Genomic DNA, 26,564 nt, shown 5'->3' with positions numbered 1-26,564 from the left:
TATCCCCCTAATAATTCTTACTTATAAAATTAAAATCCTGTATTTCATATAAATCTATCTTTTGATTCACAATATTTTGTGAGCAAATAGAAATTAATAACTCTTGATAGGTAAATGAAAAAAAATCCTCAGGATAGTTATTACTTACCCATTGAGTACTCTTCTTAGTAAATTTCGCATCAGAAAGCCCTCTAGCAATTCCAAGAGCATTTCTTTTGACTTGTGCTTCTTTGAGAGTCCATAATTTATAAAACTCGCTATAAACATCCTCACTATTTTCTATACTTTGATACTCCTGCTGAGTAAAATATCGCTCAGCTATCAAGAGAACATTTCTCTTTGCTGATACAATCTCAGCATCTATTCCAATCTCATTACAGGCAACAACCATTATCGCCTTGTTATGAGTATGACTTATATTAAAAAAAAATTTACTGCCATCAAGATATGGTTTACCATGCTTATATTCAAACTCTAGATTATCAATACCATAAAACCTTTCGAACACAAAGTAACGAATAAACTGTGAGAATATTTTTTGCTTATTAGTTAGCTTTTCTAAGTTGATATTTTTTTTAGAGGAAATATAGTTTTTAAGAGTCTCAGCTTTATATTTTTCAAAGTCTAAAATAAAAGCTGAAATTTGAGACATTACAATAATTACTCCGTAGCAATCTGCGAGATTATATCTGTTTTACCAAGGATATTATTTATATATTCAACATCCTTATAGGTCAAACCACCTTGCAACTGTTTCAACCTAACATAATCCTCAACATAATTAAATATAGCATCAGCGAATGAAAGCTGCGCCTGTACAAGTATCGCCTGTCGGTTAAGCAAATCAACAATAGTCTGTGTACCAGCCTCAAAACCGTCTAATATGGCTTTTACAGAAGCAATACCAGCATATACTGATTTCCTGAAGGCATCTATTCTCACAGCATCTAAAACAACTGTTTGATATGCTTCAACAGTCCCTGCATAAACTTCTCTTTGTGTTTGAAGTAGTGCGTAATTAGCTGCTTGATTATTATAGCTTGCCTGTTTAAGCTTCGCATAATCAGAGCCACCTCTCAATAGGTTCCAATTAGCCTCACCACCAATATTAGCAACATCATATTTAGTAGGAATTTTTTCTATCTGCTGTTGATTTCCAGAAAGAGCATTTCTTGACATCAACATACCACCTGTTAGGTTAACCTTAGGAAAGAAATTACCCCACTCTATGCCAACACCCTCTTGAGCTGCTTGATATTCAAATCTCTTCTGTGCAATATCAAGATTATACTTCTCTGCAGTATTCAGCCAATAGTTAATATCATCTGGTACAGGGTTACCAAATTCAGTATCTTTTGAAATATACAGAATCGAACTAATACGTTTACCTATAAGCTTTGCCATTACTGCTTTTGCATTAATGAAGTTCCTCTGAGCACTAACTCTATCAGCCACGGCTTGACGATACTGAGCATCTGTGGTCTTGAAATCCGCATAAGATACCATACCAGAATTATATTGATACTTTTGTGTCAGATATAGTTTTTTGTTCCATGCTTCGTTTGCAAACTGGAACTGTAACGCCTGCTCTGCTCTTAGAAGCTCAAAATATGCTGTAACCGTGTCTGTAATAAGAGTTTGCTCTGCTTTTGCGTAAATCATAGCATAAGATTTTTGCAAATATGTAGCTTGGGTATATGTCTTCCATTTACTCCAATCAAAAAGTACCTGTGAACCACTAAAATTAAGATTATTTGCAGTATCATTAACCCTACCACCAAACTGATTATATAGATCTCGTCTAAGGTTATAGTTAAAATCAATTTGTGGTAACAATGCACCCAAAGCAGCTGGTACTGTTTCAACATTAGCGGCAAAAGTTGATCTAGCGGCTTGGTAATCTGCATTATGTTCAGCAGCCAACTTATAAATATCGACTAAACTATAAAACTTATCTTCAGTATTACGAACCATCGCGACTTCATCAGCCTTTTTAAGATCATAAAACTTGTTATCCACCTTTATTTCATCAGCTTTCGCATATTGCTTTTCTACGCTATAGGGGTTTTGATTTATATTTGTACCAACAGGCCTTCCAGCATATTTATATTCTGGCACAGGAGTATCTTCGTTGGCAAATGCCGTAAACATCGAAAACAAACCAATAAAGCATAGAGTTAATTTTTTCATAATATTTTATCTATTATAAACATTAAAAAGAAAACTCTTTTGGTGCGTTTCTTTTACTGTTTTAGTTATAAGGTAAGCTTTGTCACACACATCAGTTCTTACAACAAAAACTAATCTACCACCAACCTCAAGAAGATCTAGCAGAGACTCATCCACCTCATTTTCTTCTACAACATTTGATATATATATACAATTATATTTCTTGGCATTCTTTATAATGTTTGTAAGATGCTCAGCGCTATTAAATTCGACATTATAAACATCTACTTTTGCTAAATTACGCCTTGCTATAGCTAGTCTTTCTTCATCATAATCAACAAGCTCAACGCTATTGCATAGATTTGCTATCAACGCTACTGGATATCCAGTTTCTAAACCAAGTTTTAATACATTATCAGTTTTTTTCATAGCCAAAGCTTCTATTAGCCTAGCTGTAAACATAGGGCTTCTAAGCTCTCTATCATCTATCACAAGATTAGTATCACAGTATGCTAAAGATTGATACTCCTTGGGTAGAAAAATCTCTCTAGGGATATCCGCCATAATCTCTGCAACACCATCTAAAGAAAGACCTTCCGTGAGGACTTGTTGCTTTACCATATTCTCTCTAGCAAGCTCAAAATTCATCATTAACCCCTGTTTATTAAGAAGTAAATTTCATCTACTATTTAGAAAAAGTATATTATCATAATACTACGGTAAAGGGAACTTGCTAATTTTTGCCATTTAATACTCTTAAGATACTTGAAAGAGATTTCCAATAGTATCAATCTTTGCAGACTCTTTTGTTTGATAAACATAATAGCTATAAAGACTGACTAACGATAACTCTGTATCCATATTAACTAAATCTTTACCCTCTTGAGATCTAACGAGAAATGTTGGTAAAAAACCATAACCAACTCCTTGGATAATAGCATTATAAACACTTAAACAACAATCAAAGCTTATTACATTTGATAGACGAAATTTATCTCGATATTTACTTTCTAAAATTAACACCGACTCTCTAAAAACTGTCTCTAAACTACTGTAACGCTTTAATAATTTTTTTGAAACATACATTCCAAAATCAATTCTATTGTATAACTTGACATTATAACCTTTACTCTTAAGGTCATGAACCTCTTCATCGCTCATTACTGTCAATACAACATCTAAACCATTATTCTCAAGCTTCTCTACTAATCGAGTTTTTTTACAAACTTTTAAATCATATTCAAATATAGTTTCTTTATCTATACATCTATTTATTGCATCAAAGATACTTTTTTCAAATATTGGTAACAGACCTATTCTAATCTTTGACTTTCTATTCCTCAAAATAGGTAGCTCTAATCTATTAACTTGATCTATTTTTTCAAGTATAGGCTTGACTAAATCATAGAAACGCTCTCCCTCATTGTTCAAATTTAGACTATTATTTTTTCTCTCAAAGAGCTCTAAATCTATGATATCTTCTAAATTTTGAAGTTGTTTAGTCACCGCAGGTGGTGTGATAAAAAGCTGTTCTGCTGCTTTTCTTAAACTCTTATTTTCAACCACAGCTGCAAATACTCTGAGTTGATGTAACGTATACTGCATAGACAAAGTAATTTAAAAACCCGGTGTTAACCAAAAGTTAACACAATGCTAAAAATTATTCAATTTATATGTTTAAGAATCTAATTTAAACTCTCAACACAACATAAACCTAGAGGTATTTAAAATGACTAAAACCAACCTTGAAATAATTCAAAACTTTATTGAGTATCAGCAAAATGGCAACCTAGATGCCGCACTAAACCTAATTGATGATAATGCAGAATGGCATTCCGATAGTATCAATGGTGCCTAGAGTGGCTCACACCTTGGCAAACAAGCGATCATTGAACACTTCAAAAACATCAAAAAAGATGTTAGTCAGTTTAATAAAACATCTATAGATTTAATAGCTAGTAAAAATACAAATCTTGTTTACGAATATGGGAAACTAAAGGTTATATTCTCACATAATAACCAAATCTTTGAAACTTACATTGTATCAATATATGAAGTAAAAAACCAGAAAATACTAAACTATAGAGTTCTTGAAGATTCTCACACTCTGTACCAGATCTACAATAGCAAAGCTTAAAACTTAAAAGCCTCAAAACTTATAAACAAATAGTGAACAATAGATTTTAATAGTGACTAAGTCTAATATCCAAACTCTTTTCAGGAATCTCACATGAGCAAAAATATTAAAACTCTTATTTACACATTAGCTTTTTTATCAATCTTAACAGCTAATATTTATTTACCAGCAATGCCAATATTACAGCACATTTTTTCGACAACAAAAGCAAGTATGAGTTTGACTATTAGCTTTTACATGCTAGGTCTCGCTATTGGTATTCCGATATATGGTGCATTATCTGATCACATCAAAACATCAAAGGTTCTAGCATTTGGGCTTATCTTGTATATTATTGCTAATCTTATAGCCATCTTATCACCTAATATTTCAACCTTCCTTATAGCTCGACTAACTCAAGGATTAAGTGCAGCAAGTGCATTGTGTCTATGGCAAGTTCTAGCATTTAGTTATTTTGAAAAGCATGCCGCACATATTATTGGTACAGGCTATATCCTCATTGGTTCAATGCCAGCTATAGCACCAGTATTTGGCGGTATAATTTTAACATTATCAACATGGTATGGGATTTTTATTTTTTTAATAGTAATAGCTGCAGTATTATTTTTAATAACTATAAAGCTACCTACCCCTCCGAAAAGTATCCATGATGTAAAAGAGCATAGCATTACTCAACAGCATATTATTTTAGCTGTACTAAATCAATACAGACACTTATTGAAAGATTTTAAATTTATCATCTTAACTTTAGCTAGTACTTCGATATATATATCTGTATATGTATACCTGTCTCAAGTTCCATTCTTGTTGACAAAACTTCATTTTGCGACAGGGGAATTTAGTTTATTTTTTATTCCGATATCGATTGCATTTATATTAGGTGGAATAATTTCTAAACTCATGTTGAGAAAGGGAGTTAAATTTGAAAATAGAATTATACTTCCTATTTGTCTATTCATAACATCTTTGACTATTGTTTTAGTTACCAAAATAATCAACCTACCTCTCTCTGGGTGGCTATTAGCAATACCATTTTTCATTTTCACAATAGGCTCTGGGATCGGAGCTCCTAACATAAGTAGTGAAGCACTATCTTTACATCCTCATAGACGAGGAACAGCAGCATCAGCATTAGGATTATTGCAAAACCTAGCAGCATTTACTTTTAGTGGTCTTGGAGCTTTTTTAACAAAGTATGGTTATGATGGACTAATAATATCTTATATTATATTAGCGGTCTTACCGACCTTTTGGATTATAATTTATAGGTTACTAATTTAGATATATCTAAATCTCCAAAATACCAGACTTTGACTGAATCCTACCATCTTATTTTTTTGTAAATTAGAATTAATTCAACAATTCTTTGTATCAAAATAAATCTTTATAGACAAAAAATAAAAAGTTAAAATATAGAGTTGAATCATTCGCTTTCTAAGAAAAAAGCTTAGTAAATATTAAGTCAAAGGATAAAAATACATGAAAAGACCTGAACTATTGTCACCGGCAGGCACCCTAAAAGCTATGCGCTATGCTTTTGCTTATGGGGCTGATGCAGTATATATTGGACAACCTCGCTATAGCCTAAGGGCTAGAAATAATGAGTTCTCAAAATTAGAGACTCTTGAGACAGCAATTACTGAAGCTCATGCGCAAGGCAAGAAGATAATGCTAGCTAATAATATAGCTCCACATAATGCTAAAATCAAAACTTACATCAAAGATATAGCTCCTGTACTTGCTCTTAAACCTGATGCGATGATTATGTCAGACCCCGGCATGATTATGCTAGTTAGAGAGAACTTCCCAGACCAAGAGATACATTTATCAGTTCAAGCCAATGCTGTGAACTATGAAACTGTTAGATTTTGGCAAAAATTTGGTATTACACGCGTTGTATTATCAAGAGAACTATCTCTAAAAGAAATCGCAGAGATCAAAGAGCATGTTCCAGATATGGAAATTGAAACATTTGTTCATGGCTCATTATGTATGGCTTACTCAGGTAGATGTCTACTATCAGGATACTACAGCCATAGAGATCCTAACCAAGGTGTATGTAATAATGCTTGTCGCAACAACTACAAAGTTGCTGAAGCAAAACAAAACGAGTGGGGAGATTTCGAACCTGTTGAAGTCAAATCAACTCTTGGAATCGGTACTCCATCAGATAAAGCAGTGCTTATAGAGAATGACAAAGAGCCAGGACAATATAACCCAATGTTTGAAGATGAGCATGGTACTTATATTATGAATTCAAAAGACCTAAGAGCTATACAGCATGTAGAAGCAATGATGAAAATGGATGTTGATTGCTTTAAGATAGAGGGGCGCACAAAATCATTTTTCTATGCTGCTAGAACTGCTCAGCTATATGATCAAGCTATCAAAGATGTTCTTGCAGGCAAACCTTTTGACATGACGCTTATGGATAAACTTGAAGGTCTCGCTCACAGAGGTTATACCGAAGGTTTCTATCGCCGCCATGTTCATGATGAGTATCAAAAGTATGAAAACTCAGACTCACGTAGTTCTACTCAGCAGTTTGTTGGTGAAATAACAAACTTCGATGAGCATACTGGCTATGCTGATATCAATGTCCGTAACAAAATGAAAATCGGCGATAGTATCGAACTTATGTTGCCATCTGGTAGTCGTGAGATAACACTAGACAATATGCTAGACAAAGATGGTAATCCTATGGAAGAGGCAAAAGGCAGTGGCTATCAAGCTAAAGTTAGATTTGATAATGTCACACCTGATGATATGAAGTTTGCCTTAATGATAAGAAATTTATGAAATAAATAGTGTCTAGATAGCTTTAGAGTATAGTTTTAATCATGGAGATTTTACGAGCAAACATTTTTTGATGGATCGTACTCTCTCCAAGGATCACCATTTCCTGGAGTATTTGAAGCATCTGCATACCAACAAGCTACATATGACATATAGTTCTTTCCTCCATCTACCGAATATATTACTTTAGGGTACAAAGTTGGATTATATTTGACTTGATATATTTTTGAACCATCCCAAACACCCGCATCGTAAGTATACTCAGCTATTGGCTCAGGAGCTTTACCTCCTGTGAGGGTAATATTAAGCTCGCTTGGTGCTACTTTTGATACTCTACAAGTAATGCCCTGCCCTTGGGTATCAATACTACATATGCCATTAGCTTGCTTTGGTGTTACAGTTTTGTATGAACCATTTGGAGATGAGATTTCAACATTCAAATTTTGATAATATTGTGGATTCATTGGAACACTCTGCATAGTAAAAAAGCTTGCATCTTGCTTCAATGATCCTATTATCTGAACATTTGGTATACGGATCTCATACTGATTTTGAGTATCAAGATTAAAAGTATTGATGCCTTTTTCAAGGTTCTTATCCCCATCAGTAGATGAATGAAGTTGCAATCCCTGTGCTTCAGATTGATTATCAATATTCAAAGTGAATGGTGTTGCTAAGGCTAATGTTGACGTAAATAGCGCCACTACAACAAGTGATGTTTTTTTCATAGTTTATTCCTTTGGTTTCTTATAAAATCAATTCTTGAAATTAGAGTATCTAACTTTTGCCTTTGATCTATAAGAACATCTATATTTATTCAAAAGGCAATAATTAAGGTTATGATGACTCAATACCAGTGATTCTAATTTATTTCAAAATAGATAAAAATATCTATATACGCATAGCTGTCATGCATATATGCATATTAAAGCTTAAAGATTGACAGAAACTAACCACAATTCATAAGACTATGCTTCACGAGCATTATTAAGTTAAGATTTAAAGAAAACTTCGTATATTATTATCAATATCATAAGAAAAATACCAAAGTATCTTATCGGAGTAATTCTTCTCCATGAATCCATATTCCAGTTCCAGTAAGAGCTCCATATCGATTTGACTGTACTAAATATAGTTTTTAATACTTTTAGCATAAGCAACTTCTAATACTTATAAGTACAAGCTATTCTTTTGTTTGTATGATTTTGACTAGAATTAACAATGAAGCCGCAATAATAGAAATAATAATCATTGTAATTGCTATTGGTAAAGAGCTAGTTGCTGGGAATAACATAGCTATGCTGCCTATAGTTCCACTAATAGCAAATTCCATAGTTCCAAATAATGCTGCTGCAACACCCGCCATTTCATAGAAAGGCTCCATGCTACCACTAGCTCCAGTACCTGCGGTAAGGGCACAACCAAATGTCGCTAAGAAACACGGAGCAAAAAAGCCCCATAAACTTAATCCCCATATTTCATATATACTAAATGACAAAACACCTGCAATAAATACACACACCACACCAAGAAAGGCGGTGTTATAGACACCAAGTGCATTAACAATAACTCCAGCAAATATTGAACCTATCAGAAATGCCACCCCTGCTGAGCCAAATACAATATATATCTCTGAGATTGGATAACCTAAATAGTTGATAATATATGGTGTCATTGAAAATAATATAAAAAATGAAACCATTCCTGATACCGCTGCTAAAGAGTACGCCCAAAATTGCAGAGACTTTAACACATGTAAATATCTCGCAAAAACACTCCAAGTCATCTTTTTGCGTCTTTCTACAGGTAAGCTTTCTTTGACAAAAAATACTATTATCAAAAATGCCACAAAAGCTAATATTGCTAGAAATATAAAAGCTGAATACCATGGAAAATGTATCGCCAACTGTACACCAATTAATGGCCCAATTATTGGCGAGACTGAAATTATCGCATTAATAAAACTATATATCATCGAACTAGTTTTACCAAAAAATGCATCTCTAATAATTGCAAAAGCACATACAGATAAACCACAACAGCCTACCGCTTGGATAACCCTCGAAAATATCAAAAACTCAATATCTTGAGAAATCGCACATAAAACTGATCCAACTAAAAATATAATTGAAGAAGTTAATATAACTTTGAACCTACCGAATTGATCAGATAGTGGACCTAAAATAAGCTGACCAATACCTGTAACAACCAAAAATAAAGACAATGTAACTTGTACCATTTGCTGAGTTGTATTTAGCGCTTCGCGCATATCTGGTAGAACGGGCATATAGACATCCATAGCCAATGCAAAAGCAAAGACCATAGGACCAAGAATAAGAATAGTTTTTATTGGAGAATATTTCCACATAGAAACACCCCTTGTATTTTATTTGTAAGTAGCGGGTTATTATATCAGAATAATATAAATATGTTACTCATTTAGTATAGTAGTGCTCCTGAAAGTAAAAGTATGTTTTATTCTTAACTCTCTAGCTGACAATGTTATAATAGCGCCATCAATAATTTTTGTTTAGATATGATGTATAAAAAACTCTCACTCATAATACTTATGAGTATCTTACCTATTTTGTCATTTGCCCAAGGGACAGAGTCTCTGAGTGCTGTGAGTGTTCATGCTATTGATCAGCCACTAGCTATAGCCGCAGTTGTGGTTTTTGTAATTGCTTACTTATTCGTTATGACAGAAGATTTCACAAAACTCAATAAGTCCAAACCTGTAATCCTCGCTGCAGGTATTATTTGGATACTTGTTGCAATAGTTGGAAAGTCACTTGGAGCGAACAATATTGTTCACTCAAACTTTGACCATATTATGACCGAGTATGGTGAGCTCTTATTATTCTTATTAGTCGCAATGGCATATATTAACCTAATGGAGGATCGCAATGTCTTTGCCAAGCTAAAAAGCACACTACTAAGAGCTGGTTTCGGATATCTTGCTACATTTTGGCTTACAGGTATTATATCTTTTTTCTTATCAGCAGTTGCTGATAACCTAACAACAGCACTAGTAATGAGCACTGTTGTGATATCTATTGGCAAAGACAATAAAAAATTTATAACAATGGCATGTGTGAATGTAGTTGTTGCAGCAAATGCTGGAGGTGCATTCTCGCCATTTGGTGATATTACAACACTTATGGTATGGCAAACAGGCATTGTTAAATTCACTGAGTTTTTCGCAATCTTTATTCCATCATTAGTAAACTTCCTTGTACCTGCCATTATCATGAGCTTCTTTGTGCCAAAAATGGAATCTCAATCGATAATAGAAGAAAAGGTAGAGCTAAAGCGAGGTGCCATTCCCGTTATTTTACTATTTATCTTAACGATCGCTACAGCTGTATCATTTGAGCATTTACTTCACTTACCACCATCTCTAGGAATGATGACAGGTTTTGGGTATGTAATGATATATAACTATATCTATGGATTGAAAATTGCTTATGAAAATAGGAATCCAAAGAAACACAAAATGCCTCCCCATGCTTTTGATATCTTTGATAAGGTCAAGGAAGCTGAATGGGATACATTGTTATTTTTCTATGGAATATTAGTTTCTGTACAGGGGCTAGCCGCTTTAGGTTATCTTGGCCTTGCTTCTCAATATATTTACACAGACATGCAGTCAATTGCTCCAAGCATATTCTCTGCTCACACTCAAGCCAATACCATCATTGGTATACTTTCAGCAATTATTGATAACATCCCTGTTATGTTTGCAGTACTTAGTATGAATCCAACAATGGAGCATGCCCAGTGGCTATTAATAACTCTAACTGCAGGAGTTGGTGGTAGCTTACTAGCTATAGGTTCAGCAGCGGGTGTTGCTGTGATGGGCAAATCCAAAGGTAAATATACCTTCATGGGACACCTCAAATGGACTTGGGTTATCGCCTTAGGATATTTTGCTAGTATTATTGTCCATCTTTTGATCAATCATTAGAAAAATCTAAAAAATTATTATGATACTCTCTTACTCTCTCACTATGACTTGTTGAAATATACGCAAAGCCCTTTTCTTGTAGAATTTCATATATTTTTCTTTCAGAGTTCACATCAATGTTTGAAGTTGCCTCATCAAGTAACAACAGATCATACTCCTTAACAAAAATCCTACAGAAATTGAGCTTTTGTTGTTCACCAGACGATAGAAAATTTCGCCAATCATTTATTGTATTTATATATTTGGTCAGGTAGCCAACATTTAATAATTCTAGTATCTCAATAAATCTATCATCTGATGGTAAACCTGTTTGTATTGGATAAAAAACAGCTCTCTTAAAATCATCTTCAGGATAGTAAGGCTTCTGAGGTAGTAAACAAATCTTGAGACACTTCCTAGCAAAGATAATATCTCCCTCATGACTACCACATCCTACCCCAGCAATGGCTCTTAACAAAGTACTTTTTCCAATCCCAGAATGTCCGCTTATAAGCAACCTTTCATGGTTCTTTAGCCTGAAACATATATTGTCTAACAAAAATGGCGAGTCTTGTGATTTCTGTAACGAAAAACTATTTACCTCTAAAATACTTTCTTCACAGTTTAGTAAATCTGTTTCATCATCACTCAGTTTTTCTGATGAAATTTCATGCTTTAACTCAGTAAGCCGTGACATACTAGCCCTTAGACTAGCTAATGTCTCATACACATATGTAAGATAAACCATAGGGAATATAACTTGCATTACTGCTGAGTTTACCTGCATCATCTGACCAAAACTTATCTGTTTTGCAAAATATCTAGGCAATGATAAGATTGTACCGATAATCGCATAGACTTGACTAAATAGCGTATTTACAACATCTATTTTTGCATTACGGAACATTAAACTATAGAAGTTAGTTACAATTGCTTTGAAATTCCTTCTAGAACGAGCATATTCATATCTTTCAGCGTTATAGTCTCTAACTGAAAGTCGATTGTTTCTAATGGTAGATAAGTGGTATCTAAAGTTAGCTTGTAACTTCTGCTTTTGATACACCAGTTTTTTCAAGGGTCTACCAACCCAAAATACTACAACAATATTCAAAAGACCTAATAAAAAAGCTACCCAAAAAAGATAGCCATAGATGGTAATATCTACACCTAAAATATTGAAAGTATAGTCTCCTGATAATCCCCACAAAACTACCGCAAATGAGAAAAAACTAAAAATACTTCTTGTAATTCCCAAAAATAATGACTGTGAATCGGTAATAAATCTTGTAACATCTTCATCAATCCTTTCTTCTGGATTATCAACCTGTTTACTTCTATAGTATGATCGTGAGTACAGCCAATTTTTAGTATAAAAATCAGTCATTGGTTTACGGATAAAAATAACAAAAAACTGCTTAACTAAATATGATAGAAAGAAGTTAAACATCATCAATGATATCAAGACTATAAAGATAATTAATTGATGTATCAGCAATGCTTTATTATATTCTTGAATTGAGTTATAAAACCCAACATTCCACGAGTTTAAGTAAACACTTAGAGCAACCCCCAAGCCCTCAAGGACCAGCAACAAAGCTACTATTGCCAGAGCTATTTTACCGTACTTACTTTTCCAGAAAAAATCAGATATATGCCAGAAATTTCCAAAAAATCTCAACATCAGCTACTCTGCCTTATACGGTACAGAGATAACCACTCTGGTAGCTGTCTTATTATCTTTTTTATCCATTGCAGCAATAGCTAGTTTAACCATTCGCGAATTTTGGTTATGTAATAAAAAGTGCCACCACTTTGTATTTACAACCTCAGGAATTATTACCACAGAATATCCTTTCTCAGGGTCTCTTAAATCATTCTTGTGTAAAATCTGCAGTACAGGTGTGATAAACGAATTATAAACTGGACGCATAACCAAGAGCTTTTCTTTAAAAGCAAGATTTTTCCACTCTGTTTTTATTTTTTCAATTTTCTTCTCATTTGCTGAAACAAATACTGGTGTTATATCATCAGAGATATTTCTCGCCAATGTCAACGCATCTATTGTACCCCGGTGAATACGAGATACTAATATAACTATCTTTGGCTTTAAGCTCTCATGTATACAAGCATTGACTATGGCCTCATCAACACTCTGCGCTAAGCTATGCTCTCTCTTGATATAATGCATTTTGATTGAATATAAGCCATACATTATTATCAATATAGCAATTATTACTATCCAAACACCTTCGAAAAACTTACTTTCAATAATAGTGATTAAGACAACAAAAGTTGCCACACAACCAAAAGCATTAACGAACGCTCTAATACCCCAGCTCTTGTAAGTACGTTTATTCTTATACCAATACTTAACCAAGCCAGCTTGACAAAGAGTAAATGCGATAAAAACGCCAAATGCATACAAAGGTATTAGCCTACTAACCTTAGCATCAAAAATAATAACTAAAATAGCTGACAGAACTGTCAAAATAAGAATACCATTTCTAAAAGCAAATCTATCGCCTAAACGCTGAAGCTGCTCAGGCAGATAATTATCTTTACTCATGATTGCAGCAAGAATAGGAAAACCTGTGAAACATGTATTAGCAGCCATAAGCAAAATCAAGCATGTTGATGCTTGTAAAAAATAATAAAAAAAGCCATTCCCTAATACTTGATGAGCTACTTGAGATAATACGCTTTCAGAGAAGTTAGGAAGTATCTCAGTTTTTGCAGCAATAAAAGTAACTCCTGCGAACATCACTATAGACAAAAAAACCATTAATAATAGGCCAATAATAGCCTTAGATAGTCCTGGAGACTTATAAGCAGCGACTCCATTAGCATAGGACTCTATACCAGTCAAAGCAGCACTTCCTGAAGAAAAAGCTCGAAGAACAAGAGTTATTGTTAAAACACCCATCGATGCTTGCATTTGATTAAGATAGTCTTGTTGGTAAGCAAATGTCTCTAAAGTGCCTTGATTATATTGATATATACCCACTATTATCATCACAATTATTGAGACAATAAACATATATGTTGGCCATACAAATATTTTAGCTGTAGACTTTACCCCTCTTAGATTCATAATCATCAAAAAAACCAAGAAAAATAATGCTAACTTAGTGCTATAATTTTCTAAGGCTGGGAATGCTGAGCTAATTGCTACCGCAGCTGTTGATACTGATACTGCTACAGTAAGTATATAATCAATAATCAATGATGCTGAGGTCAATAAAACTAATTTTTCACTAAAGTGTGCTTTTACTATTGAGTAAGACCCACCACCCTCTGGATGAGCTTTTATGACTTGAGCATAAGAAAAACCCATCAGTAACATTAATAATATAACCATCACAGATACTCCAATAGAGTACTGTGAAACAGCCGCAGCACCTGCCGTGGCTAAAACTATAAATACCTCTCCAGTGGCATAAGAGACTGAAGATAATGCATTTGATGATAATATTGCAAACCCAGCAAATAAGCCAATTTTTTGATCCTGTTGCTTTGCATTAGGAATTGGTGAGCCAAATATAAGATTCTTTATTTTCATCTACAGCCTATTCTTGTTTTTGTAAAAACTCATTAAGCTTTTTCGCTAACTCTTGTGTTCCTTTTTTCATAGCTGCTGATATCGTGTAATAATTACCTTCATAACCTATCTGTTTGACAAATTCTTGGCACCTTTCTTCTACCTCATCAGCAAGCAAATCAATCTTATTAATAACTAAAAATCTAGGCTTATCATATAGTTCTTCACTATATTTTTTAAGCTCTTTCTCAACTGCAAAATAGTTCTCTACAGGATCAGACTCGTTAAATGGACAAATATCTACAACATGCAACACGCATCTTGCTCGAGTTAAGTGCTTCAAAAATCTAAGACCAAGTCCAGCGCCTTCAGCGGCACCCTCAATAACTCCTGGGATATCTGCCATCACAAAACTATCTACACCAACCTTGACTACTCCTAAGTGTGGATACATTGTTGTAAATGGATAGTCTGCAACTTTTGGCGTAGCTTCAGATACAGAACGAATAAGTGTTGATTTTCCAGCATTTGGCAATCCTAGCAATGCAATATCTGCCAATAAATTTAACTCTAGGCGAACTTCTTTATATTCGCCTTCCTCTCCTAAGGTGAACTTTCTTGGAGCTTGATTTGTACTACTCTTGAAGTGCGTATTACCTATCCCTCTTTTACCCCCAGAAACTAGCTTGAAGATTTCACCATTATTTAGAACTTCGCCAATTTTTTTATTGGTTTCAGCATCAAATACGCTAGTACCAACGGGCACTACAAGATATAAATCTTCTCCAGCTTTACCATAGCAATTACGACCTTCGCCAGGACGTCCATTTTCAGCGTAGTACTCTCTTTTGTAACGATAATCAATCAGAGTGTTCACATTCTCATCTGCCTTGAGATAAATGCTACCACCATGACCACCATCACCACCATCTGGCCCACCACGAGGGACATATTTTTCTCTACGGAAGCTCACACAACCATTACCACCCTTACCGGCTTGAAGCTTAATAACGACTTCATCTACAAATCTCATAACTCTATAATCTTATACTTACAAAAATGCTTATCACACATTATATATGTTCTAGCCTAAATTATCATCGACTATTTAGAAACCAGTAAATGGATTAATATCAAAACACAAATTAAAAATTTGAAAAAGTATTACAATGCTTCCCATCGCAATCACATAAATATTTGAATAATATATTTTAAGGTCTGCTCTTCTACTTAAAAATGAAGGCGTGTACACGAATATTATCACAGCAAATATTGCTGCATACTGTAAAGCGAGTATAAAACCTCTGGGATAAAAAACTGTAAATATTAAAGGCGGTATAAAACAGATTAAGCCTAATACAATATTACCAACTTGCTTATTATAACGAGAGAATAAATCACGAATATAATGTAGTAAAGAAATTCCTACTCCAATAAAAGACGTAATAATTGCTATGTGCATAAATACATTTAATCCAACCTCTAAGGAAGCAGACTTTGAGACTTGTCTAATCTCTGAAGCAAGACCCATAGGTGTATTATTACCAGAGCTAAATAATATTTGATAGCTGTGTAAACCTTGCTGAGGAATAAGGGCTAAAGCTAAAAGAATCCATATTATATATATGACTAAAACACATAAACTGCCTATAAGTATACTTTTTTTTAAACTTTTAACATCTCCTTTTTGATACTCATAAATAACTGGAATTATATTATGAAAACCAAAAGATGGTAATAATGTCGGCCACGCAAAGATAAATGCTGAAAAGCTAAGAGGTGCTCTCTCCAAATAACCTGTATTGATATAAAACAGCATAATCACTATAGCAACCGCAAAAAACAGAAATTTAAGCATCACAAACAATCTATTAGCATAATCACTGACTCTGTAGCTGAACATTAATGCACCAAAAATTAGTGTAAAAATAATGGCTGCTATCGCTACTGATGTCTTAGAAGAGTCACCAACACCTCCAAGTGTGGCAACTAGTGATGAGCCCTGTGTGGTATATGCAGACATAAGTGAATAAAGTAGTAACAAATAGATAATACTAAAAAATATTAGATATCCCTTAGACACTCGAGCTTGCATCATTGTTGTGAAATTAACCCCTAACGGATACTCGGCACAAACTCTCAAAAGCTTAAGAGCAGTTGTGTACATCACACTCCAAGAAAGTATTAAGAGAATTACAGCCATGGTAAAGCCACATGAAGCAACTATCAAAGGCAAAGATAGCATTCCTGCTCCAATAGTAGTACCTATTATCAAAAAAACTGAGCCGATAGATCTGGAGTTCATAAGGTTTATTATAATTTCTTATTAAGCGCTAAAATAATAACTCTATTTTAACAACTAAGCAAATAATGCTGACTTATCCAAACATTTTTTCATTATAATCTATATTCATAAAAACCAAATTTACTAATACTATGGAACTATTCTCTAAGCTACTTAATATACGGCACTTTAAGTATGAATCTAAGAGTGGCCAAAACTCTCAAACAGGCTGGAATGGAGATGGATATGGTACTGTCATAACTCAACAAAAAGATAATTGTATATACTTCAAAGAAGAAGGTTATTTTATACTTGATAGCTCAAACAAACCTATAAATATTTCTAACGAATATATCTGGCAAAAGATAAATTCACAGCGTATAAGCTTATCTCATGCTCGATTTGGTTATAATAATCTTGTCAAACTTTTTGATTTAATACATATAGATGATAACTTATGGCAAAGTGAGCAGGCTCATGTATGTGTTGATGATTTATATTTAGCCCAACTTTACAATTTAGAGAGTGAGATTAGTCTAGTATGGAAAATATCTGGACCAAAAAAAGATGAAATCATAAGCTATAAGTATACTTCCTAATCAGCTGGTATAAAGCGATAACCTATGGCATTCTCTGTAATAATTAATGGTTGCTTTTTACAGGCAGAAAGCTTCTTCCTTAACTGTCCAATATACACTCTTAGATACTGAGCCCCGTCTCCATAGCAATCTCCCCAAACCTCATGTAAAAGAGTATTCTGCATTACCAACTTACCTGAATGTTTAACTAAATAGCTCAAAATCGAAAATTCTTTTTTTGATAAGTGAATTTCTTGATTATCCAAAATAACCTTATGATCATTTAAGTCAACTATGAGATTATCAAAGCTATATACATTAGCTATTTCAAGATCTTTTTTAATAACAGCAATCAACTGTCTTCTAACTCGAGCAATCAGCTCAGGCATATCAAAAGGCTTTTTAACGTAATCATTTGCACCATTTTCTAAAGCTTTGACAACCTCTTCTGTATCATTTCTTGCTGACACTACAATAATAGGTACGTCATTACTAACTCTTACAGCTTTAAGCCAATCTTGACCATCCTGATCAGGAAGTCCAAGATCAAGAATAACAACATCAGGATGATATTGCCCTAGCAGGCTAGTCGCTATTGAAGCTGTTGATGCACTCTCAACATCATACCCTAGTACCAAAAAGGTTTTTTCTAAAAGCTTCTTAATTTGAGGTTCATCTTCTACTATTAGTATTTTTTTTATCATTTCTAAAGCATCTATCTTTTCTTATTGTCTAATTTTGATTGCAAAGGCAATGTAACTTTAAAAACACTTCCTTTACCCTCGCCATCACTATAAACACGTATTTTACCATTATGTGCAGTAACAATCCCTTTACATATAGCCAAACCTAAACCGTTACCATGGGTATAGCTGTCTCTTTTTTCGATTCTATGAAAAATTGTAAATATCTTCTCCATATCAGTCTCTTTCAAGCCAATACCTTGATCTTTTACTTCAAAAAGACAAGCTTCGTTACCCTTTCTTACAAGAGAAACCATTACTTCTTTATCAAAATCAGCTGTAAATTTAACCGCATTATCAACCAAATTAAGAATAACCTGCTGGAATAGGATAGGATCCAACTGTATTTTAAATGATTCACGTGGGACTATAAATTTGAATTTCTGCTTGCTATAAACTCTTTTACAAACCTGTTCAATTTCTACAAGGAAATCATTACTATCAACATCTCTTATACTCAAAGAGAGTTTTCCTGAGTCGACTTTTAACATCTGGATTATATTATCTATATAGTTATCTAATCTTTTAGACTCTGTCAAAGCTAAGTCAATCATTTCATCTTGTTGCTCTTGAGTAAAAGATTCTTTAAATGATTTAACACTACTTAAGGCTCCCATTATAGACGCTAGAGGAGTCTTTAGGTCATGAGAAACAGAAGATAGCATCGATTTTTGTAGTCTTCTCTGCTCATCTAGAACTAGAGACTTTTTCTCTTCCTTTTCAAAATTTCTTTTAAGTAGTAAGTGCGATATATGAGATAGCATGCTACTTAGAATTACACTATCTGTGACTATTCTCTCTACAGCTTCTTCTGAACTTAGATAAACAGCTATTACACCAAGAACTCTACTCTCTATAACTAGTGGCTCAACCGCCCAGTCCAATCCCGCGAAAGTATTAGTCCCCTTACCGCAACTATCTTTATACTTAAAACTCCACTTTGCTGCTGCTAACTCTTTTTGGTTAAAATTTGGATGTTGTGGAAATGCTGAAGATTCTAATTCACCATTTGAAACACTTAAAAATACAAAATCACACTTAAAATATTCTTCCAAAGCATTTAAAAATATTGGACGTAAATCTTTATCTAAACTTTTCTCATTAAATATCTTTGTAAATCGATATAATACAGAAATATTATTTTCTCGCTCTTGGAGAAGATTGAATGCTCTTTTTGTACGTAGAATCACATGACTAGAAAAGATAACGATAGCCATAAACAAAGCAAATGTAATTATTCCCGCTAAGCTAGATATATGAAATACAAAGTTAGGCTCCAGGTATAAATACATATATAAGAACAGTCCCACTAGAGAGGATAATATAGATGGTATCAAACCATACCTATATGCAGAAGCGGCAAGAACTAACAAAAAACAGAGAGTCTGTGATACTAGTCCAGCCATATTCAAACTAAAAAATATAAATATTCCCGATATTGCAGTTATCGAGACCGACCTTATAGTATCTAGAACTAACTCTTTTATGTTTGCCTTATTATGTGGCTGTGGCTCTTCAGCCTTACATTCTTTTTTGTTTATTGAAACAATATGGATTTGCATTCCCGTATTGTTATTACGAACAACATCATAGACAAGAGATCCAAAAAACCTATCTTTCCACTTAGGGCGTATTGACTTGGCTATAACTAAATCAGTAGCGCCTATAGACTTTGCATATTCTAGTATCGTATCAGAAATCCTATCCCCAAGAATATGCTCAATATTATAACCTAAACTATTTGCTAACATCTTATAGCGTCTAATAACGGCAAAATTTAATCTAGTCTTTGTAACTTTATTTGGTTTTTGGACAAATATAGCTATTAATCGAGCATTTAATGTTGTAGCTAAAAGCTTACCTTTACGCAGTAAACTAGGGGTTGCTTCATCATAACCACAACAAACTAATACGTATGGTGATGTAGGTATCGCACTGCCATTTTGATACAACTTTCTATATTGTTGAATATCTTGACCAACATGGTTTGCTGCCATCCTAAATGTATAGTCTCTCAATATAGTTAAGTTCGTATACTGAAAATATCTTTCTAACGCCCTATTTATTGCATCACTTTTATAGACTTTACCTTGTTTTAATCTCTTGATAAGCTCTTCTGGGCTAACATCTACAACAACAAGCTCATCTGCAGACTGAATAAAATCATTAGGAACAATCTCATTCACATTAGCCTGTGTTAATTGAGTAACTTCATAAGATAAGCTAGCAATATGCTGAATATTTATCGCAGTATAAACAGAAATGCCTTCATCAAGAAGCTCTTCGATATCAATATATCTTTTTTTATTTCGCGATGTCGGCAAATTTGAATGTGGTAATTCATCGATTATTACTATATCTGGCTTTCTTGCTTTTATTGCATCTATATCAAGCTCTTCAAACGCCTTACCCCTATATGTCACTTTTTTAAGTGGCATTACCTCTAATCCCTCTAATAGCGCTTGCGTATCAGCTCTACCGTGACTAACAAGAAGCCCAACTACCACATCTTTATTATCTTTTTGTAGAGCTCTAGCATTATTAAGCATCGCATAGCTTTTACCAACACCAGGGGCATAACCTAAAAAAATCTTTAGCTTACCTTTCTTAGATTCTTGACTTTTATTTGCTAGATTTAGTAGTGCATCTACTTTTTGCTGATTATCCATAGAGGCCTTAAGCAATGCTATTAAAGTTGTTGAGAATATTCACAGAATATAATTATATCAGACTAGATATACCTTGAGAATTTTTACCTATCAGTTGTAAAAGAGCTATATTTAATGGTAAAACATTTACAGTAGCCACATTAAATAGATGCTCTTTAGTATTCTCTTTGATAAGTTTATTAACCTGATCTATAGAAAGGTTATTCTTTTGAGCTATATATGCTGATTGATATATCGCAGCTTGCACACTTATCTCTGGATCAACTCCACTACCAGATGCAAAAACTAAATCTTCTGGAATAGGCTTAACACCATACTTAGCTTGTAAGTCTTTAATTCTACTTTTAACATCTTGTAACTGTGTCTGATTATTAACTGCATAATTAGTACCTCCCGTAGCTAATGGATTATATCCTGATGCTGATGGTCTAGACTGGAACAGATTATCTGGCATAGTTTGTCCAATCAACTCTGAACCAGCTACATTACCATTATAATAAACTTGTGATCCTGTAGCTTGATCATGTGCGACACCATATCCAATTGCCATTATAAAAAATGGATAAACTAAACCAAGCACAATGGTAAGGAAAAACATCGCCATAAAAGATTTAAATAAGTTTTTCATAAGATTAACTCCTTGCTTAAACTATATGCATAGCTGTTATAAGCATATCTATCAGCTTAATAGCTATAAAAGGTACGATCACACCGCCTAAACCATAATATAGAAGATTTCTTCGTAATAAGGTTTGTGATGATGCTACAACACTCTTCACGCCAAGCAATGCCATAGGTATCAGAAAGATAATGATTAGAGCATTAAATATAACTGCTGAAAGTATTGCACTTGTTGAAGAATGTAACCCCATAAAATTAAGCGCACCAAGACTAGGAAATGCTGTCACAAATAGTGCTGGAATCACCACAAAATACTTAGCAATATCATTAGTTATACTAAATGTTGTCAATGCTCCTCTAGTTACAAGTATTTGTTTACCAATTTTAACTATTTCAATTATCTTCTTAGGATCTGAGTCTAGATCAACCATATTACCTGCTTCTCTAGCTGCAGACGTCCCTGTTGCCATAGCGATACCAACGTCAGCCTGTGCAAGAGCCGGCGCATCATTAGTACCATCTCCACACATTGCAACTGTTTTGCCATCTTTTTGTGCTTTGATTATAAAATCTAGTTTATCCTGAGGAGATGCTTGAGCAACGAAATCATCAACACCCGCCTCTGCAGCTATCGCAGCGGCTGTTAATGGGTTATCTCCTGTTATCATAACAGTTTGCACTCCCATTTTACGTAGCTCTTCGAAGCGCTCTTTGATATGTGGCTTTATAATATCTTTGAGATGGATTACACCCAAAAGCTTATCTTTATGAGCCACCGCTAGAGGAGTCCCGCCTTGCTCAGATATCTGCTCTGTTACTTTTCTAAACATTTTTAGAAGACCTTTATCAAGCTTATCTTTAAGATAATTTTCTATTGATGAAATCGCCCCTTTTCTTACTTCAAGACTTTGGTAATTTATGCCACTCATTCTTGTATATGCTGAGAAAGGTATGATTTCAGCTTTAGATATATCTACAGAGGATTGTTTAAACCCAAAGCGCTGTTCTGCTAACTTAACTATAGATTTACCTTCTGGTGTTTCATCAACAAGTGAACTTAACCAAGCAGCATGCGCTAACTCATCTGGAGATGTTGCTCCTAAAGCAATAAAATCCGTAGCAAAGCGGTTACCCAAAGTTATCGTACCTGTTTTATCTAAGAGTAATAAATCAATATTCCCAGAAGACTCAACAGCTCGCCCAGATAATGCCACAACATTAAACTTTAGAAGTCTATCCATACCAGATATACCAATAGCTGATAGTAGGCCTGCTATTGTAGTTGGTATCAATGTCACAAAAAGTGCAATCAAAACAACAGCTGATAAAACTGTATTACTATACATTGCCATGCCATATAAAGAGCAAATCGCAAATATAAAGATTAGTGTTAATCCTGACAATAAAATAGTTAAAGCAATCTCATTTGGAGATTTAAGACGCTTTGCCCCCTCAACAAGCTCTATCATTTTATCCAAGAAGCTCTCACCTGGATTAGATGTAACTCTAACTTTGATAGCATCTGAAAGAACTTTTGTACCTGTAGTCACAGCAGAATTATCTGAGCCGGCTTCTTTAACAACAGGTTCAGATTCACCAGTAATAGCAGATTCATCAATTGTTGCCATTCCTTCAATAACATCACCATCACAAGGAATTAGAGTATTTGCTTCAACAATAACAGTATCACCTATCTTTAAACTCTCTGCATCTACTTTTGTGACATTACCATTACTTTCAACTCTTAGAGCAAAAAGCTTAGATTTTGCAGCTTTTAGAGTATCAGCTTGAGCTTTACCTCTTCCTTCAGCGATGCCTTCAGCAAAGTTTGCAAATAGTATTGTAAACCATAACCATATTACAACTTGTAATGTAAAGCCAATATCTTGTTTATGTACAATTTCTGAAACTAGATACAGTGTACACAAAATAGTCACAACTTCGACACAGAACATTACTGGATTTTTGATCATTTGACGAGGATCACATTTTGTAAAAGACTTCTTTATAGCTGGAACTACAAGTTCTTTTGACAATAAATTAGGAGATTTTTTTGTACTCATAACTATCACCGATTAGAAATTTAAATTTAGTTGATCTAATATTGGTCCTAAGCTTAAAGCTGGGAATATAGTTAGGCCACCTATTAGCACTATTGTGAAAAACACTAAGACCGAGAAAATAAAACTAGTTGTATCAAGTGAACTTATTTCACTCATTTGTGAACTACGTTTTTTCTTAACTAATGATCCTGCTAGCATCATTACAGCAAATATTACTCCAAAACGTCCAATAAGCATACTCAATGCTATTGTAATATTCAGATAGCTAGTATTTGATGCTAAACCTGCAAAAGCACTACCATTATTATTAGATCCTGAGATATAAGCATAAAGTATCTCTGAAAAACCATGCGCACCACTATTAGTTAATGCTTGATGCACACTTGGAATAACTGCTGCCAAACCTGTAAATACTAATACACAACATGGTGATATAAGTAGAGCAAACATTGTCCATTTCATATCATTAGCTTCGATACGCTTACCCAAAAAGCTTGCTGCTCTACCTATCATCAATGATCCAATAAATACAGCTAACATCAAGAACATAAAGAAGCCATAAAATCCAGCACCAATACCACCAAAGATAACTTCACCAATAGCCATATTCAGCATCGTCATCATTCCACCTATAGCAGAATAACTATCCATGACACTATTTACACCGCCATCTGAAGCAGATGTTGAAACAGTATTATATAAAGTTGAGTTAAATATCCCAAAGCGAGTCTCTTTACCTTCCATATTTGATAAATGACCAACTTGCCCATAGATATCTTGGATATTTTTGCTATGTAAAAAATCTAAGCCATGAAGCTCTGATATTGTCATAACCATTAGAGATATCACAAATAGTACTAACATTACTGCAAATATCATCCAACCTTGCTTGGTGTTGCCAACCCACTTACCAAAGGTATAAGTTAATGCCGCAGCTATAGCAAATATTGAAGCCATCTGAATATAGTTTGTAATTATAGTTGGATTCTCATAAGGATGAGCAGAGTTTGCATTAAAGAAACCTCCACCATTTGTACCTAAAGACTTAATAGCTTCTTGTGATGCTATAGGTCCCTGAGCAATGATTTGATCACTACCAGCTAAAGTATGTACATGTAAATATGCCATAATGTTTTGTGGCACACCTTGGAATATATATACAATAGCGATTATGATAGATATTGGCAGTAAAATCCAAAATATAGCTTTACCCAAATCATTCCAAAAGTTACCAACTTTAGTAGCCTCATGCCTTGCTACAGACCTTATCAAGACTATTGCAACACATAACCCAACTGCTGCTGAAACAAAGTTCTGGACAGCAAGGGCAAGCATCTGTGAGAAATAGCTAACACCTGTCTCACCACTATAGCTCTGCCAATTAGTGTTGGTAACAAAACTTACTGCGGTATTAAATGCTTGAGAAAAACCCATTCCCTTAATTTCTTGTGGATTAAAAGGTAATAGGCCTTGCAAAAGTAATACTACAAAAACAAAGATAAACGCCATAATCGAAAAGCTTAGCAAACTAAAAAAATAACTTTTCGCTGATTGTTCTTTTTTTGAGCTCTCCCCAAGTATTAATAGATATACTCTTTGAAAAGGCTTTGCAAACCAATCAAGCCATGTTCTCTCATTATTAAATACTTTAAATATATAAGTTCCTAGTGGTTTAGTAATAATCACTAATGTAAATATAAAAACCACAAACAAAATAAAATTATAACTCATAGCTATACTCTCCTATAAGCTAAAATTTCTCTGGATATATAAGCGTAGCTGTCATATATATCGCCAAACTTATCATTGTAATTGCTGAAACAATAATCATATCAACCTCTTTAAACATATATTTTTAGGAGATAAATTATAATTTCAAGTGATATAAAGATTCTATTATGAACTTTAGCAAAGATATAAAAATTTTATAAAAATTAGTTACTTGCTTACAATTACTTTGAATTTAATTTGTTAAAGTCCACATTAGCTTGTTCAATCTTATTTTGATTTTCTTCTACCCAACGTATTATGTTTTTCGTATGAATTAGTAAAGATTTTCCAAGATCTGTAAGGGAATAAAAGACACTAGGTGGAACGGTAGGTTCAACCTCGCGAAATACTAATCCACACCTCTCTAGTTCTCTAAGCTTTAGCGATAATATTCTTGGGGATATTTCTCTAAGGTCTCTCTGAATCTGACTATATCTTTTAGTGCCATCTTCAAGTATTGATATTAATATAATACTCCATTTATCACCTATTAAACCTAAGATTTCTCTAAAAGGTTTACAAGAATCTCTAGAATATCCATCTTCAGTTACATTTTTGTTAGTAGCTATCATAGTTGTGCATTCTTGTTTTATTTGGTAAATACAGTGATAATTATAAGTATATATTTTTTTTAACCTCAGGCATGGAAATAAAATGAAAAAAGTACTACATATTAGATCAAGTATTAAAGAAGAAAATTCAGTTTCAAGAAAAATTGGTGATGATTTAATTAGCCATTTAAAAAGCAGTGACAAGGTGAAAGTTTCAGAGAGAGATCTTGTAGATAATTCTGTAGAACATATAAATCCAGACTTTATTAATGCCATGGCAAATAATAATCAAGATAGACTTGCTACCTCAAACAAGCTTATAGAAGAGCTTTTTGAAAATGATATTATTGTTATTGAATCGCCTATGTATAACTTTAGTATCCCTTCGACACTAAAATCTTGGATTGATAATATAATGATTGCAAGAAAAACATTCTTATATACACAGAATGGACCTGAAGGCTTAGTAAAAAATAAAAAAGCTATCCTTGTTCTTAGTAAAGGAAATATCTATAGTGAAGGAGCTGCAAAACCTTTAGATTTCCAAGAAAACTATTTAAAAACAATTCTTAATTTTATTGGTATAAATGACATAACTGTGATCTGTGCTGAAGGAGTTGATTTAAATGCTGAAATACGAGAAAAATCTTTAAAACAAGTTGAGCAACAAATAAAAGATCTAACCCTTTAATAAATATG

The 26,564-nt window shown here is 33.7% G+C and carries 22 protein-coding genes; 6 read left to right on the top strand and 16 right to left on the bottom strand.

Features of this window, described 5'->3' with window-relative positions; all coding sequences use genetic code 11:
• Positions 1 to 7: 7 nt before the first annotated feature.
• The 4 genes from F0R75_RS09360 to F0R75_RS09345 form a co-directional block, all read right to left on the bottom strand.
• On the bottom strand, positions 8 to 652 hold the full coding sequence (locus F0R75_RS09360) for a 4'-phosphopantetheinyl transferase family protein (protein ID WP_149368905.1): 645 nt from the start codon (positions 650 to 652) through the stop codon (positions 8 to 10).
• A gap of 8 nt (positions 653 to 660) precedes the next feature.
• Positions 661 to 2,190: a TolC family protein gene (locus F0R75_RS09355; protein ID WP_149368906.1), complete on the bottom strand. Its 1,530-nt coding sequence runs from the start codon at positions 2,188 to 2,190 to the stop codon at positions 661 to 663.
• Between the two features lie 6 nt (positions 2,191 to 2,196).
• Positions 2,197 to 2,817, bottom strand: a complete 621-nt coding sequence (locus F0R75_RS09350; protein ID WP_149368907.1) for a protein-L-isoaspartate O-methyltransferase family protein — start codon at positions 2,815 to 2,817, stop codon at positions 2,197 to 2,199.
• Positions 2,818 to 2,925: 108 nt separating this feature from the next.
• Positions 2,926 to 3,774: a LysR family transcriptional regulator gene (locus F0R75_RS09345; protein WP_149368908.1), complete on the bottom strand. Its 849-nt coding sequence runs from the start codon at positions 3,772 to 3,774 to the stop codon at positions 2,926 to 2,928.
• Between the two features lie 124 nt (positions 3,775 to 3,898).
• Here F0R75_RS09345 and F0R75_RS10310 point away from each other — a divergent pair, with 124 nt between their 5' ends.
• The 3 genes from F0R75_RS10310 (at position 3,899) to trhP (ending at position 7,105) form a co-directional block, all read left to right on the top strand.
• Positions 3,899 to 4,027 (top strand): nuclear transport factor 2-like protein, encoded by a 129-nt coding sequence (locus F0R75_RS10310; RefSeq protein ID WP_262875372.1) that lies wholly within the window; start codon positions 3,899 to 3,901, stop codon positions 4,025 to 4,027.
• A gap of 372 nt (positions 4,028 to 4,399) precedes the next feature.
• The gene (locus F0R75_RS09340; RefSeq protein ID WP_149368909.1) at positions 4,400 to 5,587 is read left to right on the top strand and encodes an MFS transporter; all 1,188 of its coding nucleotides are present in this window, start codon (positions 4,400 to 4,402) and stop codon (positions 5,585 to 5,587) included.
• Positions 5,588 to 5,785: 198 nt separating this feature from the next.
• Positions 5,786 to 7,105, top strand: a complete 1,320-nt coding sequence (gene trhP / locus F0R75_RS09335) for a prephenate-dependent tRNA uridine(34) hydroxylase TrhP (protein WP_149368910.1) — start codon at positions 5,786 to 5,788, stop codon at positions 7,103 to 7,105.
• Between the two features lie 50 nt (positions 7,106 to 7,155).
• On the opposite strand, the gene F0R75_RS09330 is transcribed toward trhP, so the two are convergent.
• Entirely contained in the window at positions 7,156 to 7,830 is a 675-nt protein-coding gene (locus F0R75_RS09330) for a hypothetical protein (protein WP_149368911.1), read from the bottom strand.
• 455 nt (positions 7,831 to 8,285) lie between these two features.
• Entirely contained in the window at positions 8,286 to 9,470 is a 1,185-nt protein-coding gene (locus F0R75_RS09325) for a multidrug effflux MFS transporter (RefSeq protein ID WP_149368912.1), read from the bottom strand.
• Positions 9,471 to 9,641: 171 nt separating this feature from the next.
• Between F0R75_RS09325 and nhaD the strand changes: the two genes are divergently transcribed.
• Positions 9,642 to 11,069, top strand: a complete 1,428-nt coding sequence (nhaD, locus tag F0R75_RS09320; RefSeq protein ID WP_013922270.1) for a sodium:proton antiporter NhaD — start codon at positions 9,642 to 9,644, stop codon at positions 11,067 to 11,069.
• On the opposite strand, the gene F0R75_RS09315 is transcribed toward nhaD, so the two are convergent.
• From F0R75_RS09315 to F0R75_RS09300, 4 genes are all read right to left on the bottom strand, one after another.
• Entirely contained in the window at positions 11,059 to 12,729 is a 1,671-nt protein-coding gene (locus F0R75_RS09315) for an ABC transporter ATP-binding protein/permease (RefSeq protein ID WP_149368913.1), read from the bottom strand. The two genes, nhaD and F0R75_RS09315, sit on opposite strands and share 11 nt — an antisense overlap.
• A gap of 3 nt (positions 12,730 to 12,732) precedes the next feature.
• Positions 12,733 to 14,607: an APC family permease gene (locus F0R75_RS09310; protein WP_146420952.1), complete on the bottom strand. Its 1,875-nt coding sequence runs from the start codon at positions 14,605 to 14,607 to the stop codon at positions 12,733 to 12,735.
• Positions 14,608 to 14,614: 7 nt separating this feature from the next.
• Positions 14,615 to 15,619 carry an Obg family GTPase CgtA gene (cgtA, locus tag F0R75_RS09305; RefSeq protein ID WP_149368915.1) on the bottom strand — a complete coding sequence of 335 codons (1,005 nt, stop codon included), beginning with the start codon at positions 15,617 to 15,619 and terminating at the stop codon, positions 14,615 to 14,617.
• A 75-nt stretch (positions 15,620 to 15,694) separates the two neighbouring features.
• Positions 15,695 to 16,891 carry an amino acid permease gene (locus F0R75_RS09300; protein ID WP_149368916.1) on the bottom strand — a complete coding sequence of 399 codons (1,197 nt, stop codon included), beginning with the start codon at positions 16,889 to 16,891 and terminating at the stop codon, positions 15,695 to 15,697.
• Between the two features lie 131 nt (positions 16,892 to 17,022).
• Between F0R75_RS09300 and F0R75_RS09295 the strand changes: the two genes are divergently transcribed.
• Positions 17,023 to 17,469 (top strand): DUF6314 family protein, encoded by a 447-nt coding sequence (locus tag F0R75_RS09295; RefSeq protein WP_149368917.1) that lies wholly within the window; start codon positions 17,023 to 17,025, stop codon positions 17,467 to 17,469.
• Here F0R75_RS09295 and F0R75_RS09290 read toward each other — a convergent pair.
• The 6 genes from F0R75_RS09290 to F0R75_RS09265 form a co-directional block, all read right to left on the bottom strand.
• Positions 17,466 to 18,152 carry a response regulator transcription factor gene (locus tag F0R75_RS09290; RefSeq protein WP_149377290.1) on the bottom strand — a complete coding sequence of 229 codons (687 nt, stop codon included), beginning with the start codon at positions 18,150 to 18,152 and terminating at the stop codon, positions 17,466 to 17,468. The genes F0R75_RS09295 and F0R75_RS09290 overlap by 4 nt on opposite strands.
• 11 nt (positions 18,153 to 18,163) lie before the next feature.
• Entirely contained in the window at positions 18,164 to 20,860 is a 2,697-nt protein-coding gene (locus F0R75_RS09285; RefSeq protein ID WP_149368919.1) for a sensor histidine kinase, read from the bottom strand.
• A gap of 52 nt (positions 20,861 to 20,912) precedes the next feature.
• Positions 20,913 to 21,488 carry a potassium-transporting ATPase subunit C gene (locus tag F0R75_RS09280; RefSeq protein WP_149368920.1) on the bottom strand — a complete coding sequence of 192 codons (576 nt, stop codon included), beginning with the start codon at positions 21,486 to 21,488 and terminating at the stop codon, positions 20,913 to 20,915.
• Between the two features lie 16 nt (positions 21,489 to 21,504).
• Positions 21,505 to 23,544, bottom strand: coding sequence for a potassium-transporting ATPase subunit KdpB (gene kdpB / locus F0R75_RS09275; protein ID WP_149368921.1), 2,040 nt, complete (start codon positions 23,542 to 23,544; stop codon positions 21,505 to 21,507).
• A gap of 12 nt (positions 23,545 to 23,556) precedes the next feature.
• Positions 23,557 to 25,275, bottom strand: coding sequence for a potassium-transporting ATPase subunit KdpA (kdpA, locus tag F0R75_RS09270; protein WP_149368922.1), 1,719 nt, complete (start codon positions 25,273 to 25,275; stop codon positions 23,557 to 23,559).
• A gap of 221 nt (positions 25,276 to 25,496) precedes the next feature.
• Positions 25,497 to 25,886, bottom strand: a complete 390-nt coding sequence (locus F0R75_RS09265) for a winged helix-turn-helix transcriptional regulator (RefSeq protein ID WP_149368923.1) — start codon at positions 25,884 to 25,886, stop codon at positions 25,497 to 25,499.
• Positions 25,887 to 25,968: 82 nt separating this feature from the next.
• On the opposite strand from F0R75_RS09265, the gene F0R75_RS09260 reads away from it, so the two are divergent.
• Positions 25,969 to 26,556 carry an FMN-dependent NADH-azoreductase gene (locus F0R75_RS09260; RefSeq protein ID WP_149368924.1) on the top strand — a complete coding sequence of 196 codons (588 nt, stop codon included), beginning with the start codon at positions 25,969 to 25,971 and terminating at the stop codon, positions 26,554 to 26,556.
• Positions 26,557 to 26,564 lie beyond the last annotated feature (8 nt).

Source organism: Francisella marina, from assembly GCF_008369785.1.
Classification (GTDB): domain Bacteria; phylum Pseudomonadota; class Gammaproteobacteria; order Francisellales; family Francisellaceae; genus Francisella; species Francisella salimarina.
The sequence above is the reverse complement of the archived record's forward strand: the minus strand, read 5'-3'. Positions and strand labels throughout refer to the sequence as shown.

Coding starts and splice junctions, on each gene's coding strand:
- F0R75_RS09360 (WP_149368905.1), bottom strand. CDS start 652: ATGTCTCAAATTTCAGCTTTTATTTTAGACTTTGAAAAATATAAAGCT.
- F0R75_RS09355 (WP_149368906.1), bottom strand. CDS start 2,190: ATGAAAAAATTAACTCTATGCTTTATTGGTTTGTTTTCGATGTTTACG.
- F0R75_RS09350 (WP_149368907.1), bottom strand. CDS start 2,817: ATGAATTTTGAGCTTGCTAGAGAGAATATGGTAAAGCAACAAGTCCTC.
- F0R75_RS09345 (WP_149368908.1), bottom strand. CDS start 3,774: ATGCAGTATACGTTACATCAACTCAGAGTATTTGCAGCTGTGGTTGAA.
- F0R75_RS10310 (WP_262875372.1), top strand. CDS start 3,899: ATGACTAAAACCAACCTTGAAATAATTCAAAACTTTATTGAGTATCAG.
- F0R75_RS09340 (WP_149368909.1), top strand. CDS start 4,400: ATGAGCAAAAATATTAAAACTCTTATTTACACATTAGCTTTTTTATCA.
- trhP (WP_149368910.1), top strand. CDS start 5,786: ATGAAAAGACCTGAACTATTGTCACCGGCAGGCACCCTAAAAGCTATG.
- F0R75_RS09330 (WP_149368911.1), bottom strand. CDS start 7,830: ATGAAAAAAACATCACTTGTTGTAGTGGCGCTATTTACGTCAACATTA.
- F0R75_RS09325 (WP_149368912.1), bottom strand. CDS start 9,470: ATGTGGAAATATTCTCCAATAAAAACTATTCTTATTCTTGGTCCTATG.
- nhaD (WP_013922270.1), top strand. CDS start 9,642: ATGTATAAAAAACTCTCACTCATAATACTTATGAGTATCTTACCTATT.
- F0R75_RS09315 (WP_149368913.1), bottom strand. CDS start 12,729: ATGTTGAGATTTTTTGGAAATTTCTGGCATATATCTGATTTTTTCTGG.
- F0R75_RS09310 (WP_146420952.1), bottom strand. CDS start 14,607: ATGAAAATAAAGAATCTTATATTTGGCTCACCAATTCCTAATGCAAAG.
- cgtA (WP_149368915.1), bottom strand. CDS start 15,619: ATGAGATTTGTAGATGAAGTCGTTATTAAGCTTCAAGCCGGTAAGGGT.
- F0R75_RS09300 (WP_149368916.1), bottom strand. CDS start 16,891: ATGAACTCCAGATCTATCGGCTCAGTTTTTTTGATAATAGGTACTACT.
- F0R75_RS09295 (WP_149368917.1), top strand. CDS start 17,023: ATGGAACTATTCTCTAAGCTACTTAATATACGGCACTTTAAGTATGAA.
- F0R75_RS09290 (WP_149377290.1), bottom strand. CDS start 18,152: ATGATAAAAAAAATACTAATAGTAGAAGATGAACCTCAAATTAAGAAG.
- F0R75_RS09285 (WP_149368919.1), bottom strand. CDS start 20,860: ATGGATAATCAGCAAAAAGTAGATGCACTACTAAATCTAGCAAATAAA.
- F0R75_RS09280 (WP_149368920.1), bottom strand. CDS start 21,488: ATGAAAAACTTATTTAAATCTTTTATGGCGATGTTTTTCCTTACCATT.
- kdpB (WP_149368921.1), bottom strand. CDS start 23,544: ATGAGTACAAAAAAATCTCCTAATTTATTGTCAAAAGAACTTGTAGTT.
- kdpA (WP_149368922.1), bottom strand. CDS start 25,275: ATGAGTTATAATTTTATTTTGTTTGTGGTTTTTATATTTACATTAGTG.
- F0R75_RS09265 (WP_149368923.1), bottom strand. CDS start 25,886: ATGATAGCTACTAACAAAAATGTAACTGAAGATGGATATTCTAGAGAT.
- F0R75_RS09260 (WP_149368924.1), top strand. CDS start 25,969: ATGAAAAAAGTACTACATATTAGATCAAGTATTAAAGAAGAAAATTCA.